This is a genomic window from Streptomyces sp. NPDC025638 (assembly GCF_055558775.1).
Genome location: NZ_JBVHLX010000014.1, coordinates 290,718 through 304,957, shown reverse-complemented (window position 1 = coordinate 304,957; position 14,240 = coordinate 290,718). Strand labels below are relative to the sequence as shown.

General features: G+C 67.9%; 14 protein-coding genes and 2 pseudogenes. 10 read left to right on the top strand and 6 right to left on the bottom strand.

All coding sequences use genetic code 11. From position 1 onward, the window contains the following. Positions 1-171 precede the first annotated feature (171 nt). A pseudogene (locus ACZ4EG_RS33435) lies at positions 172-988 on the top strand (IS5 family transposase). 63 nt (positions 989-1,051) lie between these two features. Here the strand turns inward: ACZ4EG_RS33435 and ACZ4EG_RS33430 are convergent. Next, positions 1,052-1,474, bottom strand: a complete 423-nt coding sequence (locus ACZ4EG_RS33430) for a hypothetical protein (protein WP_467793291.1) — start codon at positions 1,472-1,474, stop codon at positions 1,052-1,054. Between the two features lie 617 nt (positions 1,475-2,091). On the opposite strand from ACZ4EG_RS33430, the gene efeU reads away from it, so the two are divergent. From efeU to ACZ4EG_RS33405, 5 genes and pseudogenes are all read left to right on the top strand, one after another. Then, entirely contained in the window at positions 2,092-2,928 is an 837-nt protein-coding gene (gene efeU / locus ACZ4EG_RS33425) for an iron uptake transporter permease EfeU (RefSeq protein ID WP_467793290.1), read from the top strand. Positions 2,929-2,978: 50 nt separating this feature from the next. Further along, positions 2,979-3,692: a cupredoxin domain-containing protein gene (locus ACZ4EG_RS33420; RefSeq protein ID WP_453552797.1), complete on the top strand. Its 714-nt coding sequence runs from the start codon at positions 2,979-2,981 to the stop codon at positions 3,690-3,692. A 75-nt stretch (positions 3,693-3,767) separates the two neighbouring features. Further along, positions 3,768-4,259, top strand: a pseudogene (locus ACZ4EG_RS33415) (CBM96 family carbohydrate-binding protein); the annotation flags it as partial. 89 nt (positions 4,260-4,348) lie between these two features. Next, a complete protein-coding gene (locus tag ACZ4EG_RS33410; protein ID WP_467793289.1) occupies positions 4,349-5,125 on the top strand; it encodes a metallophosphoesterase family protein in 777 nt (258 codons plus the stop codon). 182 nt (positions 5,126-5,307) lie between these two features. Continuing rightward, the gene (locus ACZ4EG_RS33405; protein WP_467793288.1) at positions 5,308-5,727 is read left to right on the top strand and encodes a thiamine pyrophosphate-dependent enzyme; all 420 of its coding nucleotides are present in this window, start codon (positions 5,308-5,310) and stop codon (positions 5,725-5,727) included. On the opposite strand, the gene ACZ4EG_RS33400 is transcribed toward ACZ4EG_RS33405, so the two are convergent. The 3 genes from ACZ4EG_RS33400 to ACZ4EG_RS33390 form a co-directional block, all read right to left on the bottom strand. Beyond that, positions 5,712-6,089, bottom strand: coding sequence for a hypothetical protein (locus ACZ4EG_RS33400; RefSeq protein WP_467793287.1), 378 nt, complete (start codon positions 6,087-6,089; stop codon positions 5,712-5,714). The genes ACZ4EG_RS33405 and ACZ4EG_RS33400 overlap by 16 nt on opposite strands. Before the next feature lie 368 nt (positions 6,090-6,457). Further along, a complete protein-coding gene (locus tag ACZ4EG_RS33395) occupies positions 6,458-7,750 on the bottom strand; it encodes an FAD-binding oxidoreductase (RefSeq protein WP_467793302.1) in 1,293 nt (430 codons plus the stop codon). A gap of 74 nt (positions 7,751-7,824) precedes the next feature. Then, positions 7,825-8,526: a FadR/GntR family transcriptional regulator gene (locus ACZ4EG_RS33390; RefSeq protein ID WP_467793286.1), complete on the bottom strand. Its 702-nt coding sequence runs from the start codon at positions 8,524-8,526 to the stop codon at positions 7,825-7,827. Positions 8,527-8,639: 113 nt separating this feature from the next. Here ACZ4EG_RS33390 and ACZ4EG_RS33385 point away from each other — a divergent pair, with 113 nt between their 5' ends. Both ACZ4EG_RS33385 and ACZ4EG_RS33380 read left to right on the top strand, forming a co-directional pair. Then, positions 8,640-9,254: a cysteine hydrolase family protein gene (locus ACZ4EG_RS33385; protein WP_390707677.1), complete on the top strand. Its 615-nt coding sequence runs from the start codon at positions 8,640-8,642 to the stop codon at positions 9,252-9,254. Between the two features lie 223 nt (positions 9,255-9,477). Beyond that, positions 9,478-9,681 (top strand): hypothetical protein, encoded by a 204-nt coding sequence (locus ACZ4EG_RS33380; RefSeq protein WP_467793285.1) that lies wholly within the window; start codon positions 9,478-9,480, stop codon positions 9,679-9,681. Positions 9,682-10,255: 574 nt separating this feature from the next. Here the strand turns inward: ACZ4EG_RS33380 and ACZ4EG_RS33375 are convergent. Next, positions 10,256-11,134, bottom strand: a complete 879-nt coding sequence (locus ACZ4EG_RS33375) for a GntR family transcriptional regulator (RefSeq protein ID WP_467793284.1) — start codon at positions 11,132-11,134, stop codon at positions 10,256-10,258. Positions 11,135-11,884: 750 nt separating this feature from the next. Here ACZ4EG_RS33375 and ACZ4EG_RS33370 point away from each other — a divergent pair. Beyond that, positions 11,885-13,318: a cellulose binding domain-containing protein gene (locus ACZ4EG_RS33370; RefSeq protein WP_467793283.1), complete on the top strand. Its 1,434-nt coding sequence runs from the start codon at positions 11,885-11,887 to the stop codon at positions 13,316-13,318. A 124-nt stretch (positions 13,319-13,442) separates the two neighbouring features. Beyond that, complete coding sequence (locus tag ACZ4EG_RS33365) at positions 13,443-13,694, top strand: helix-turn-helix domain-containing protein (protein ID WP_453552815.1); 252 nt, start codon at positions 13,443-13,445, stop codon at positions 13,692-13,694. Between the two features lie 372 nt (positions 13,695-14,066). On the opposite strand, the gene ACZ4EG_RS33360 is transcribed toward ACZ4EG_RS33365, so the two are convergent. After that, positions 14,067-14,210, bottom strand: a complete 144-nt coding sequence (locus tag ACZ4EG_RS33360; RefSeq protein ID WP_467793282.1) for a hypothetical protein — start codon at positions 14,208-14,210, stop codon at positions 14,067-14,069. Between the last annotated feature and the right edge of the window lie 30 nt (positions 14,211-14,240).

The window sequence follows — 14,240 nt, the reverse complement described above, 5'->3', positions numbered from 1 at the left end:
GACCACCTCCACCGACGACGCCACCCCCGCACACTCCCAGCCAAGCACCGCACACCGCCAGCCGTCAGCGACTTACCAACATCACCAGCAGAGTCACGGCATTGCGCTTAGAGGCCCTAACAGAAGTGGTTGATCATGTGACTGTTGGCCTGTTCGCTCGTTGGTCTGGCCGTGGGGAAGAGACAGTCGCGGCCGTGGATCGTGTCGGACGAACTCTGGTCGCTGATAGAGCCGTTGCTGCCCGAGCCGGGGCCAAAGCTGGTCGAGGGCCGGCCGCGGATACCGGACCGACAGGCATTGTGCGGGATCCTGTTCGTGCTGCACACCGGTATCCAATGGGAGTACCTGCCCCAGGAACTGGGCTTCGGCTCGGGCATGACCTGCTGGCGGCGCCTGGCCGCGTGGAACGAGGCCTGAGTGTGGGACCAACTGCATGTGCTGCTGCTGAAGAAGCTACGGTCGGCGAAGAAGCTGGACTGGTCCCGGGCGGTGATCGACTCCTCCCACGTACGGGCGGCTCGCAGGGCCCAAAAGCGTTCCCAGCCCGGTCGACCGCGCACGCCCGGGCAGCAAGCACCACGTCCTTGTCGACGGCCAGGGCATCCCGCTCGCGGTGTCGCTGACCGGCGGCAACCGCAACGACGTCACACAGCTGCTGCCCCTGCTCGACAAGGTCCCTGCGGTGCCCGGGGTCGTGGGCCGACCACGGCGCAGGCCGGATGCCCTACTTGCCGACCGCGGCTACGACCACGACAAGTACCGACGCCTGTTGTGGGAGCGAGGCATCCGCCCGGTTATCGCCGAACGAGGCCAGCCCCACGGCTCTGGCCTGGGCATCTTCCGATATGTCGTCGAGAGAACGATCGCCTGGCTGCACGGCTTCCGCCGCCTGCGCATCCGATGGGAACGACGCGACGACATCCACGAGGCCTTCCTCGGCCTCGCCACCTGCCTGATCACCTACCGGCACGTGCAACGCCTTTGTTAGGACCTCTAAGACTGGCCGCCCCGCGCCTGGTGAGCGGGCGCAGGGGCGGCTGCCTTTGTCAGCTCAGATCGTCACGAACTCGTCGCTCTTCGTTGTGGTGAGGATGCCGTTCTTGGTCCTGAGGGTGATCGTGAATTGGTACACGTCTCCCTCGGGGAAGTCGCTGGCGTTCACGGTGATAACGCGGCGCAGAAGGTAGCCATCGTTCTTCGTGGGGGTGACGGACCACCCGAAGCTGCCATCGGCCACCCTCTCCGCCAGCCGTTGCCGCGCGAACGCCGTGACGCCGCCCGACGTTGACGCCGCGCTGAGGTACAGCGTGTAGGCCATCTCCGCGTCTCCGACGGCGTCCCCCGCTTCCCCTTCGATGATGAGGTCGAAGTTGGCCTGCTGGATCCCGGCGACCTCGTTCGGGCTGGTGTCCTGACTGCGTCCCCCCGTAACTGCGGTGAAGGCCCGAATCAACTGCACGTCGTTGGTCTGCATGATCGTTTTCCCCTCCCTGCCGACCGCGCGCCCGTCACGTCGCGGCTTCGGCATTCGCATGCGGCAGTATCTCCCCGAGGGGGTGAGACCGGATGCGGTCGGTCGGGCCTGGATGGAGGGGAGTGGGGCACTCCGCGGTCGGCTGTGGTGCGCCCGCGCGAGGCTCCGGGGTCCCGCTACCCCGTCCAGCGCATGGGGCCTCGACACGCACCGGCACACGCTGACGCGGGTGGCGGTGCAGATGTGGCGCGAGGCCGAGCAACTCGAAGGCACCGCCATCGCAGCGGTGGGACGGCGAAGTTCGACGGGCACCGCGGCCGTCATGAGTCGCCGGCCCTAGGACTCGCTCAATCCCGAGGAAATCGACATCCGCGGCGGCGGCCAGGTCGCGGCAGCCATGTCCTGGCAGTCGCCTTGCCCCTTGCAGTCCATCGCATCCGTATGAGCCCGCCCGGCGCCGCACCCGATGATCTTGAGGTGGGTCTTTGCGGGTTCACGGACGCGTGCCGGTCGGCGGCGAACTCCTCCGTGGACAGAGTGACCGCGTCGTGACCTCACCGAGATTCTGACGCACAGAAACTTGATAGGTAAGGCTTACCTCATTTACTGTCCGCGCTGTGTTCGCCAACTACCTCATCGGCCTGCGCGAGGGACTCGAAGCATCCCTCGTCGTGGGCATCCTGGTCGCCTACCTGGTCAAGAGTGACCACCGTGACAGGCTCGCGCCTCTGTGGGCCGGCGTGCTAGCCGCCGTGACCCTCAGTCTCGCCTTCGGTGCCGTGCTCACCTTCTCCTCCTCCCAGTTGTCCTTCGAGGCCCAGGAGGCTTTCGGTGGCAGCCTGTCGATCGTCGCGGTCGGCTTTGTCACCTGGATGGTCTTCTGGATGCGCCGCACTGCACGGCACCTGAAGGCCGAACTGCAGGGCAGGCTCGACGCCGCCCTCGCAATGGGCACCCTGGCCCTGGTCCTCACGTCGTTCATCGCGGTCGGCCGGGAGGGGCTCGAGACAGCCCTTTTCATCTGGACCGCCGTACAAGCCACCGGCCAGAGCACTGCCCCCCTTCTCGGCGCTGGTCTCGGCCTGGTCAGCGCCGTCGTCCTGGGCTACCTCTTCTACCGCGGCGCCGTGAAGATCAACCTCGCCAGGTTCTTCACCTGGACCGGTGCCGCCCTGGTCGTCGTCGCTGCCGGGGTCTTCTCCTACGGCGTCCACGACCTGCAGGAGGCAGGCGTCCTGCCAGGGCTGAACAACATCGCCTTCGACGTCTCAAGCGCCGTTCCACCCGACGGTTGGTACGGCACCCTGCTCAAGGGCACGGTCAACTTCAGCCCAGCCTCCACCTGGTACGAGGTTGCCGCCTGGCTCGCCTACATCCTCCCGGTGATGACCGTGTTCTTCCTCCCTGGCCGGAGCAACACCCCGGCCCCTGCCGGTGCTCCGGCCGACCGCTGACTCCCCACGCAGCACCCTTTCCCGCCCCACCGCTCGTTCGGAGATCACCTATGCGCACGTCTCGCACGCTCCCCATCCTGGTCACCGCCGTCCTCGCCCTCCCCCTCCTCGCCGCCTGCGGCGGCAACAACTCCAGTGGCTCCGCAAGCGACAAGGTGGCCATCACCGCCACTGACACCGCCTGCAAGGTCGCCAAGACGGAGCTGAAGACCGGCAAGATCGCCTTCGCCGTCACCAACAAGGGCGACAAGGCGACCGAGGTCTACGTCTACGGCAAGCACGACGGCGCCTACGACCGCATCGTCAGCGAGGTCGAGAACATCGGTCCCGGTACCTCCCGCGACATGCAGGTCGAGCTGGGCGGCGGCACGTACGAGATTGCCTGCAAGCCCGGCCAGACGGGCGACGGCATCCGCCAGAAGATCACCGTCGAGGGCGCCAAGGCGAACACAGAGGCCGAAGAGGAGGCATACGACCGCGAGGTCGAGGTCGAAGCCAAGGAGCACCAGCTCGAAGGACTGGACACCCTCACCGCCAAGGCCGGCGAGAAGATCGAGTTCAAGCTGGAGAATCAGGGCACAACCGAGCACGAGCTGGAGATCTTCGGCCCCGACGGCAGGGAAGTCGGCGAGGTCAGCCCGGTCAAGCCCGGAACCACCGGAGAGGCCGTCATCACCCTGGCCAAGCCCGGCACGTACACCTACAAGTGCGGCATCGCCGACCACGCCGACAAGGGCATGAAGGGCAGCTTCACCGTCAGCTGACGCACCACATCTTCCGGCGCGGATGGCGGAGCCTGGGCGGCCACCGCCATCCGCGCGCACCGACCGCCTACTCGAGTGACGTGCCGCACCGCGAGTGGAGCGGTCGCGCTGACGACCGCCGCCGTCGCGGCCCTGCTCACGACCGCTCCCACGGCCACTGCAGCCACGACTACGTTCACGCCGGTCGCCGACACCTACGTACAGGGCAGCACTCCGTCCACCAACTACGGCGCCTCGCCCCAGTTCGTGGTCGACAACTCGCCGGTCCGGCAGTCGTTCCTGAAGTTCACCGCCAGCGGCGTCACCGATCCGGTGACCAGCGCCAAGCTGCGCATCCGCACCATCAGCGGCAACAACGGCAGCAACAATGGCGGCACGTTCAAGGCGATGACCAACACCATGTGGTCGGAGACCGGCACGACCTGGAACAACAAGCCCGCCGTCGACGGCAACACCCTGGGCACACTCGGCTCGGTCGTCAGGGACACCTGGTACGAGATCGACGTGACCTCGCTGGTGACCGACAACGGTACGTTCAGCATCGGCGCAACCTCCCCCAACAACGACGGCGCCTACTACGACTCGCGGGAGAGCGGCGCCGACGCCCCGCAGGTGGTGATCACCACCTGCACCACCCCGCCGCCCTCGGGCGACCGGTGCTGGTCGGCGTCGGCGACATCTCCAACTCCGGCACGGGCGACAGCGCGACCGCCAACCTGCTGGACAGCATCCCCGGCACCGTGTTCACCGCCGGGGACAACGTCTACGACAGCGGCACCGCCACGGAGTTCGCCACCTACTACGACCCGACGTGGGGCCGGCACAAGGCCCGCACCAGGCCGGCACCGGGCAACCACGACTACAACACCTCCGGCGCCACCGGCTATTACAACTACTTCGGCGCCAACGCCGGCCCGTCCGGTCGGGGCTACTACTCCTACGACCTCGGCAACTGGCATGTGGATTCGCTGAACTCCGAGGTCAACATGGCCGTCGGCTCCCCGCAGGAGCAGTGGCTGCGCTCGGACCTGGCCGCCGGCGCCAAGCCGTGCACCCTCGCCTACTGGCACAAGCCGCGGTTCACCTCGGGCGCCAACCACGCTCCCGACACCTCGACCGGACCTCTCGTCCAGGCGCTGTACGACAACAACGCCGACGTGATCGTGGCCGGCCACAACCACCAGTACGAGCGGTTCGCTCCCATGAACCCCAGCGGTCGGCTCGACACCACCCGCGGTATCCGGCACTTCGTCGCCGGCATGGGCGGCGCCAGCCACTACAGCTTCGGTACCATCCGGCCCAACAGCGAAGCCCGCAACAGTGACACCTATGGCGTGCTCAAGTTCACCCTGCACGCCAACAGCTACGACTGGCAGTTCGTGCCCGAGGCCGGCAAGACCTACAGCGACAGTGGCACCACCAGCTGTCACTGAGGGAGGCAGCACACCCTCGCATCACGCGGGGGCTGTCCGCGGCAAAGCCCCGGACAGCCCCCGTCGACTGCGCCGCCACGACATCGTGCTCGCGGACACCGGCGCAGGGAAGATGTGGATGGCGCGCCTGTACCCCACCTACGAGCCGGACACCCTGCCTGGTCTCCAACGGTCTGTCCACCATGGGTTTCGCACTGCCGGGCGCCATCGCCGCCAAGCTCGCGCGACCGGACCGGCGAGTGCTCGCAATGATGGGCGACGGCTCGTTCCTGATGAACTCCCAGGAACTGGAGACCGCTGTCCGCGAACGCATGCCACTGGTCGTCCTCGTCCTGGTGGACGAGGAATACGGCCTGATCACCTGGAAGATGGAACTCGAACTCGGCCGTCACAGCCACACCCGGTTCACCAACCCGGACCTGGTCGCCCACGCCGAAAGCTTCGACGCGCGCGGCTACAGGATCGAGACCGCCGACCAACTGCTGCCCGTGCTGCGCCGCGCCTTGGACGACGACACGGTCTCCGTGATCGCCTGCCCGGTCGACTACTCCGAGAACCTACGCCTGACCGACAGGCTGGGCAGTCTTCATGGCCCGTTCTGACCTCGGAACAGGGCCGACTGACCACCGGCATCGACGAATGCGAGCCCTGGACCGACTCCTCCCCCGGCTCCCTCAGGGGCTGCGTGGTCGCGGGTGTAGGTGGCCAGGACCTGCTGCAGCGTGCCCCCGGTGTGCAGGAACCACTGCTCGAACACAGTGGCGAGGCCGTCGAGGGCGCTGACGAGCACAGCAGCGGCGCTCCGGGCCTCCGGGCGCACTGTGTACCTTGTCCGCTCGGCAAGGTCGGCGGCATGGCCGACGGTGAGGGCCGGCGAGGTGTCGCCGGGTCCGTCGTGGAAGTAGTAGGCACACAAGGAACCCGAGGCGACGGCTTGAGCCCACTCAACAGACCGACGCTCCATGACGACGAGTCCACGCCCCACCACCTCACCGTCTCCGGCCGCCGATCACAATCTCGAAGCTTCGGATACTGCAGGCTGCCCAAGCGGTACCGCCCAGACCGGTCTCCGGGAGGGCCGACCAGATCCGCAACCGCCTGCGGCTCGGCAGTCACAGCGTCCGGACCGGCCTTTGACACGGCTGTCGTGACTGGGTCGGGCGAACAGTGCACCCTGGTACCGCTCAAGCACCCCGGGCACCTGCTCCCGAATCGTGTGGCCGCAGCCGTGCGTGGGCTACACCAGCATGCGTGTGCACGGACGGCAACGAGGACACCGGCACTGGTCCGTCGCCACCGAACGTGAGACAGGGGCGTTCGTTTGAATGACCCCTAATACGCGCGACCCGGGTTGAGGATGCCCTCGGGGTCGAAGACGGCCTTGATGCCCGTCATCAGCTCCCGCTCGGTAGGACCGAGTTGTGCGTCGAGGTGGCGCGTCTTGAGCGAGCCCACGCCGTGCTCGCCGGTGATCGTGCCGCCGAGCGCGAGCGCGGCGGCCACGATGTCGTCGAACGCGGCACCGGCACGATCAGCGGCGTCACGGTCGGTGGCGTCGTAGACGATGGTCGGATGCAAATTGCCGTCGGCGGCGTGGCCGAAGGTGCCGACCAGCACGCCGTGGTCGGCGGCAGTTCGCTCGATCGCGCCAAGCAAACGGGGAAGGTCCTGGACCGCGACGCCGACGTCGTCGAGCAGCGTGGTGCCCAGTCTCTCCAGCGCCGGGTACACCGTTCGTCTGGCCTGCATGAACATCTCACCTTCCGTCGGGTCGGCGGTGTGCAGCACCTCGGTGGCACCGCCGGCCTCAGCCAGCCTGGCACAGGTGACGGCTTCCTGATCGGCGGACGGCCCGTCGCACTGGATGAGCAGGAGCGCCCCGGCCGACTCGTCCAACCCCATACGTGTCAGGCGATTGACGGCGCGAATGCAGGTGCGGTCCATGAGCTCCACCACCGCTGGGTCGGCGACCGTCGCGATCTGCAGCACGGTGTCGACTGCCTGTTGGGGTGTCGGGAACACGGCCACTGCGGTCGCCGTCGCCGTCGGGAGCGGTCGCAGTCGCACGGTGGCGTCCACGATCACCGCTAGGGTGCCTTCGGAGCCGACGAGGAGCCGGGTGAGGTCGAGCCCGGTGACGTTCTTGCGGGTCGGCGGACCGGTACGGATCACACGGCCATCGGCGAGCACGGCCGTCAGCGCGGCGACATGGTCCGCGGTGACCCCATACTTGGCGCAGCACATGCCGCCTGCGTTGGTCGACAGGTTGCCGCCGATGGTGGAGATCGCCTTGCTGCCGGGGTCCGGCGGATACCACAGGCCGTGCTCGCGGGCGCGGGCGTCGAGATCGCCGGTGACCACGCCCGGCTCGACGGTTGCCGTCCGGCCGGCCACGTCAAGGGCCAGGATCCGGTCCATCGCGGCGAGCGAGAGTACGACGCAGCCGTCGATCGCATTGGCCGCGCCGGCCAACCCGGTGCCAGCCCCCCGGGTCACCACCGGGGCGCGATGGTCGCCGGCTGTGCACAGTGCGGCGATCACGTCATCGGTCGAGCGGGCACATACCACCGCCGCCGGGCGCCCCGCGGGAGCCAACAGGCATTGGTCACGCCGGTAGGCCTCCATCGCGTTCCGGTCGGTGACCACCCGGCCCGGGAGCGCGGCGGCCAGGGCGGCGGCGACGTCCGCGACAACCTCGGTCATGGTGTCTCCGGCTCGTAGAAACCGCGGACGTGAGCCACGACCAGCTCGGCGGCTCGGTCGGAATCGCCTGCGTCCAGCGCGTCGACGATCGCCTGGTGTTCGGCCAGCAGACGCGCGAGCACCGTGCCCCGATCGGCCACCGCGGCGAGCGCGTCGAGCAGGTAGCCGGCGATGCAGTCGCGCAGCACGCCGATGACGAACCCCACCGCCTGATTACCGCCGGCATAGGCGAGTTGCACGTGGAAGTCCACGTCAGCTGCGTGGAAGGTATGGATGTCGGTGTTCTCCACCGCTGCCGCCATGGTCGCCAGGCAGGCCCTAGCCGCATCGGGCACGGAGGTGGTCTGCCGTATCGCCTGCGCCTCCAGCAGCATGCGAAGCGCCACCAGGTCCCCCAGCGGGATCGCGCCGACCTGCAACGCGGTACTCAACGCCAGGCCCGCCGCGCCCGCCGTGCGCTCGTGGGTGACGCGCGGACGCGCGGTGGAGACGGTATCCGCGCCGCTGATCAGGCCGTGCGCCTGCAACACCCGGAGCGCTTCGCGGATGGTGGACCGCCCGACACCGAAGGACTGGGCGAGTTCGGTCTCCGTGGGCAGCTCGGTCTCGGCGGGGAAGGTGCCGTCGAGGATGGCCGCCCGCAGGCGCTGAGCCACGTCCAGACTCAGGGGCACGCGCGATACCGGCGAGATCGTCATACGGCACACGATAGCTTCTTGTCTGTTTGTCGGACAAGCAGCTATCGTGCTCCTCGCTGTGCCTCAGGACACAGAGGCCCCTAGCCTCGAAGACGCGGAAATCAGGTGGCGCCATGACCGACAAGCTCGAGCTCGACCCGGCCAAGACCGCAATCGTGCTCATCGAGTACCAGAACGAGTTCACCAGCGACGGCGGCGTGCTGCACGGGGCGGTCGCCGACGTCATGCAGCGCACCGGCATGCTTGCCAACACCGTCGCCGTGGTCGACACCGCCCGGCGGGCCGGAGTGCCGATCATGCACGCGCCCATCACGTTCGCGGAAGGCTACGGCGAGCTGACCCGACACCCCTACGGAATCCTCAAAGGCGTGGTGGACGGGAAGGCGTTCGTGAAGGGCACGTGGGGCGCGGCCATCGTCGACGAGCTGACTCCGGTGAACGGGGACATCGTCATCGAGGGCAAGCGCGGGCTCGACACCTTCGCCAGCACGAACCTCGACTTCATCCTTCGCAGCAAGGGCATCGACACGATCATCCTCGGCGGCTTCCTCACCAACTGCTGCGTGGAGTCGACCATGCGCACGGGTTACGAGCACGGCTTCCGAGTGATCACCCTGACCGACTGCGTCGCCGCCGTCTCGCAGGAGGAGCACGACAACGCCATCTCCTACGACTTCCCGATGTTTTCGCTGCCGATGACCTCTGCCGACGTCATCGCCGCCCTGTAGTCCCGCCGTCGGTGCCCCTGGTGCGCCAACAGTTGACATCGCCTGGAGCCAGCAATGTGAGACGCACCGGCGGCCCCGCTCCGGGCGGTGTCCGACCATCTTTCCGGGCATGCGAAACGAGAGACGGCGGAAGGGTCACCGCAGGGGTGATCAACGGCATTCTCGTGCGCCGGCTGACGGCAACCCGCGGCTGGATCCCCTTCGCCAGGCCCGCCAGGGTGGGATGTCCGAAGGTGGCGAGCTTTTCGAGCCAGCCAGGCAGTTCAATGGCGTCGTGCTGGTCGAGCATGGCGGCGAACTCGCGCACCAGTTCGTGGATGTCAGCCAGTTCCGGACAGTGAGCGAACAGCAGGCGGAGCCGTTCCTGGGCGTCCAGGTGCCGACGTTCGGGCGGAGTGATGATCCATCGGGCGACCTGGAGGGGTGAGGGTGCACGTGTCTGCGGGGCCGGCGTGCCGTTCGTCTCACGCCAGGACGCGACGGCGACTTCGACGCGTTGGTAGTGCCCGCGGTAACCCTTGGCGGCCAGCGGTAGGACGCAAGGGCCGTGGGTGGGTGCAACCGGGGACGACGGACCACCTCCTGCCGGCCGGTGGCGCGGGCGTACTTGTGCACGGTGCGCCGGTTCAAGCCGAGTTCACAGGGATCGCGCTGATGCTGCGGCCCGCGCCGGTGTGCTCGTGGACGGTCTCGAACAGGCGCTTCGCGTGCCGCCCGGCCCGAGTCGTCTCCAGCGACGGCCCAGCATCTGCGAAAAGCGGTAACTCCTCGTGTTCAGCGGGCGGCAGGACGGCGGCCGCCAGGAAGGCGCGGTGCGCGACCGAGACGCCCTGAACCCGCCGCGACAGGCCCTGCCAGAGAGGGAAGCGGTCGCGTGCGTGTCGGCCGGCGCCAACGAGCAGGTGATTACCGACCACGCATGAGGCTGCCGGCCGGTGAGTTGCTGGAGCCGCGCCGCACCGCGACCGAAGATATGGGGCACACCCTTCGGGGGCGAAGCCTCATGACCTTGAGGTGCGTCTGGCCGGATCCGCGGGCCAGCGGGCGGGGTGGACGGTGCCTTGGGCGGTGAGGGCGATGGCTGTGTGCTCGTTCAGAGCTCCTGGCGGTATTCCCGGTATGTGGCCGGTGGATGGTGTGGGCTCGTGGGTGGCGGCCGATCCCAGGGACAGGCGGGAGACGATGCGGTAGCGGTCGCCGCGGTAGACGGAGTGGACGTATTCGACGGGCCGTTTGTCCGTGTCGCTGGTGAGGCGTTCGAAGAGCAGGGCGGGCGACAGGTGCGGGATGGTGAGGAGTCTGGCTTCGGCCTGGCTGACGACGGTGGGTTCGATCGTCTGGGTGGCTTCGCTGACCTGGACTCCGTGGCGGTCGCGGAGGTGTTCGTAGAGATCTCCGGCTTCGAGTTCCTCGGCGGTGAGTGCGGGCACGAGGGCTGCGGGGATGTGCAGGTGCTCGATAGCCATGGGGGCGCTGTCGACGAGTCGTAGCCGGGCCACGTACACGATGTCGGCGGCGGGTGACACGTGCAGTTTGCGTCCCACGCGGGCGCCGGCCGCAATGGTGGTGAATTCCAGCAATCGGCTCGACCAGGTGCCGGATGCCCGTGGGAGGACGGCTGCGTGGTGGTCGGAGATGAGTTCCTGTGTGATCTTCTCGGGTGCCACGAACATCCCACGGCCGTGTTCGCGCACCAGCAGACCCGCTGCGACGAGTTCTCCGGCGGCTGCCCGCAGTGTTGGCCGGGAGACGTGCAGGGCGGCGCACAGGGAGCGCTCGGACGGGATGGCGTCACCCGGGTTGAGGGATTCGATCAGTTCGAGGATGTGGTCTCTGACGCGTTCGCGCTTCAGGACGGCTCCCGATTCCTCTGCGTTCATGTCGCCATCCCCGCCCCACCGTGCCCGTTCGCTCCCGGCACCGTTCCTGGCCCTTACCACCGACCTCGTACTGGTCAGGTCCAGTGTAACCACTTCGCGTCTCATGCGGGCAGGCCCTGGAATGCGGACCATCTCAAAAAGCAGTATGGCATTGGGGGTTGACGCCTCGGTTGGTCTATGCCACCTTCAACGACCAGCAAGAGGTAACCTGACCAGTTACCCAACTGGACAAGTCTCCAGGTGCCTTCCCACCGGGGGTGACCGTGAAGCTCCGCATGCTCGCAGGCACACCCGCAGGGGTGGTGACCGCCACGTCCGCGGTTGGAGCGCGCTGCGATGCCTCCACAGGAGCCTCTGCCCTCCGCGCACACGCCGGGCCCCTCCCCCGGCACCGCGTCACCCCTGGTTTCACCGTCGGCCCAGCCCGGGGCTGACAGCTCCCTCGCTCCCCCACGCGACCTCTGGAGACAGGTGTGAGCCCGCCGCACGCCTCGCCCGTGCCCCACCCTGCGAAGGCCCCCTCACGACTTGGCCGCTTCGCCTTCAACGTCGGCACCTGCCTGAGCGTGGGCGAGGGCACCGGACCCGCGGAGCAGTTGCTGCGCGTCCTGTTCGCACCGGCCACGAGGCACCTGCAGGGGCACGGTGCGCGCCTCGACGCGCTCTGTCGCCACCCGCGAGCCGCACCACAGCACATTCCTGCTCCGCACGGAACACGCTGCAGATCAGCCCGCTCCGGAAGGATCCCCCATGAAGCCCAGAACTGCCCCCACCGGATGGCGCGTCGCCGTCGCCACGGCCGCAGCGACGGCCGCCGGGACTGCCGGTCTCGTCGCTCTGTCCGGCACGGCCAGCGCCGTCGGCGAGCCTGTGACCGTCCAGTACCGCACCAGCTCCACCGGCGCGACGGCGGACCAGGCCGAACCCTGGTTCATGGTCAAGAACACCGGCATCACCACCATCCAGCTCTCCAGCGTCAAGGTGCGCTACTACTTCAAAGCCGACTCCAGCAGCGCCGGCTACCGCTTCGCCTGCTCCTGGGCGGTGAAGGGGTGTGCCAACGTCACCGGCACCTTCGGCACGCTGGCCAACCCCACCGCCACCGCCGACCGCTATCTCGACATAGGCTTCACCTCCGGCGCGGGCAGCCTTGCTCCCGGCTCCGACACCGGGGACATGCAACTGCGCTTCTACCGCTCGGACTGGCAGCCGCTCAACCAGAGCGACGACTACTCCTTCGGAGCCTCCCAGACGGCGTACGCGAACTGGCCAAAGGTCACTGCCCAGTTGTCCGGCAGCACGGTATGGGGCACGGCGCCCGGGGACAACGACCCGACCGATCCCCCCACCGATCCGCCGACCGACCCTCCTGCCGACGGACGGAGCCTGTTCGACGACTTCAACTACACCAGTTCCAGCGACCCGAAGATCTCGGCGAACGGCTGGACCGTGCGTTCCAATGCCGGCGGGCCCGGCGTGCCCGGCGCGACCTGGTCTCCGGAGAACGTCACCTTCGCCACCACCGGCGGCAACTCCGTGATGAACCTGCGGACTTCGACGGCGGGGACGGCGGAGAGCACCAAGCAGACCGAAATCCTCACCAAGGCGACGAAGTTCAAGAACGGCACCTACGCCGCCCGGGTGAAGTTCGCCGGCGCGCCGGTGTCCGGGCCTGACGGGGACCACCTCGTGCAGACCTTCTTCACCATCAACGACCTCACGGCGCCCATGGCGGACGACTACTCCGAATACGACTTCGAGTACCTTCCCAACGGCGGCTGGGGCGAGCCCTCCGACATCCTCTACACGACGTCCTGGGAGACCTACAACCCCGACCCCTGGCAGGCCGTCAACCAGCACACCGAGTCCCGGCAGAGCTACGACGGCTGGCACGATCTGCAGCTGACCATCGACAACAGCAGCATCAAGTACTACATCGACGGACAGCTCTTCGGCACCCACGACGCCGCCTACCTGCCCGAACGACCCATGTCGATCAACTTCAACCAGTGGCTGATCGACCTCACGGGCCAGACCGGCACCACCGCCCGCGCCTACGACGAACAGGTCGACTACGTCCTCCACGTCAAGGACCAGGCCCTGACCCCGGCTCAGGTATCCGCCAAAGTGAACGCCTACCGCACAGCAGGCACCACGTTCACGGACACCGTCCCCACCAGCTAGCGGCTCGGCTCGCATCATTGGCTGCGTAATCGACGTGCTGCGGGACGGCGAGCAGACCGACTCCAGGACCTGATCTTGGAGTTGGTCGCGGGGCATCGACCGGGTGCACGTCCGGCCGGTCAGCATGAAGGAGCGCCGCACGCTGCAGCGGATCATCCGGACCGCCAAAGATCCGGTGCGGCGGCGGGCGATCGTGGTGCTGATCTCCGCCCAGGGCCGGACGGTCAAGGACATCACCTCGCTGACGCAGGTCAGCGAGGACTACGTCCGCGATGTCATCCACGCCTTCAACGAGCGAGGGTTCGACGCGCTGGACCCAAAATGGGGGGACGCCCAAAGGCAATCAGTGAGCGGGTGCGTGAGCACATCTGCCTGATCGCCCGGACGTCCCCCGCCGACTGGGGCCTGACCGCCTTCGCCACCTGGAGCCTGTCCAAGCTCGCCGCCCGCCTGGTACACCGGCCGTGCTCCCCCGCATCAGCCGGGAGAGGTTGAGGTCGTCGATGCGGAAGTCCGGCAGGTTCAGGAAGGCGACGTCGCCGAACGCGGCCCGTCCGAAGATGCTCGGCGTGACGCTGGCCAGCACCGGCGCACCGAACGCCTCCGCCGAGAACGTGACCAGGATCAGCTCCATGGCGAAGAAGACGCCGGCCGGGAGTGGCGAGCCGGCAACGGTCCGTACGGTTGGGTCGGCATCCTGAAGGTCACGATGGGCCGGGGGCGACGCGCCCCGGCTGGGCACGGTCATTCAGGGCCTCATCCGCGTCGTCAGCCCATGCCGACAGAGGAACGCGTCGACGAGACCGTCGGTGAATTCGTCGCCGATGGGCTCGTCTGTCACCAGCACGCGGTAGTAGAGAGGGCCCACGAGCTGGTCCGTCTCGGCCACCATGTCGAGCTGGGCAGGGGGGCGGTTCCAGCC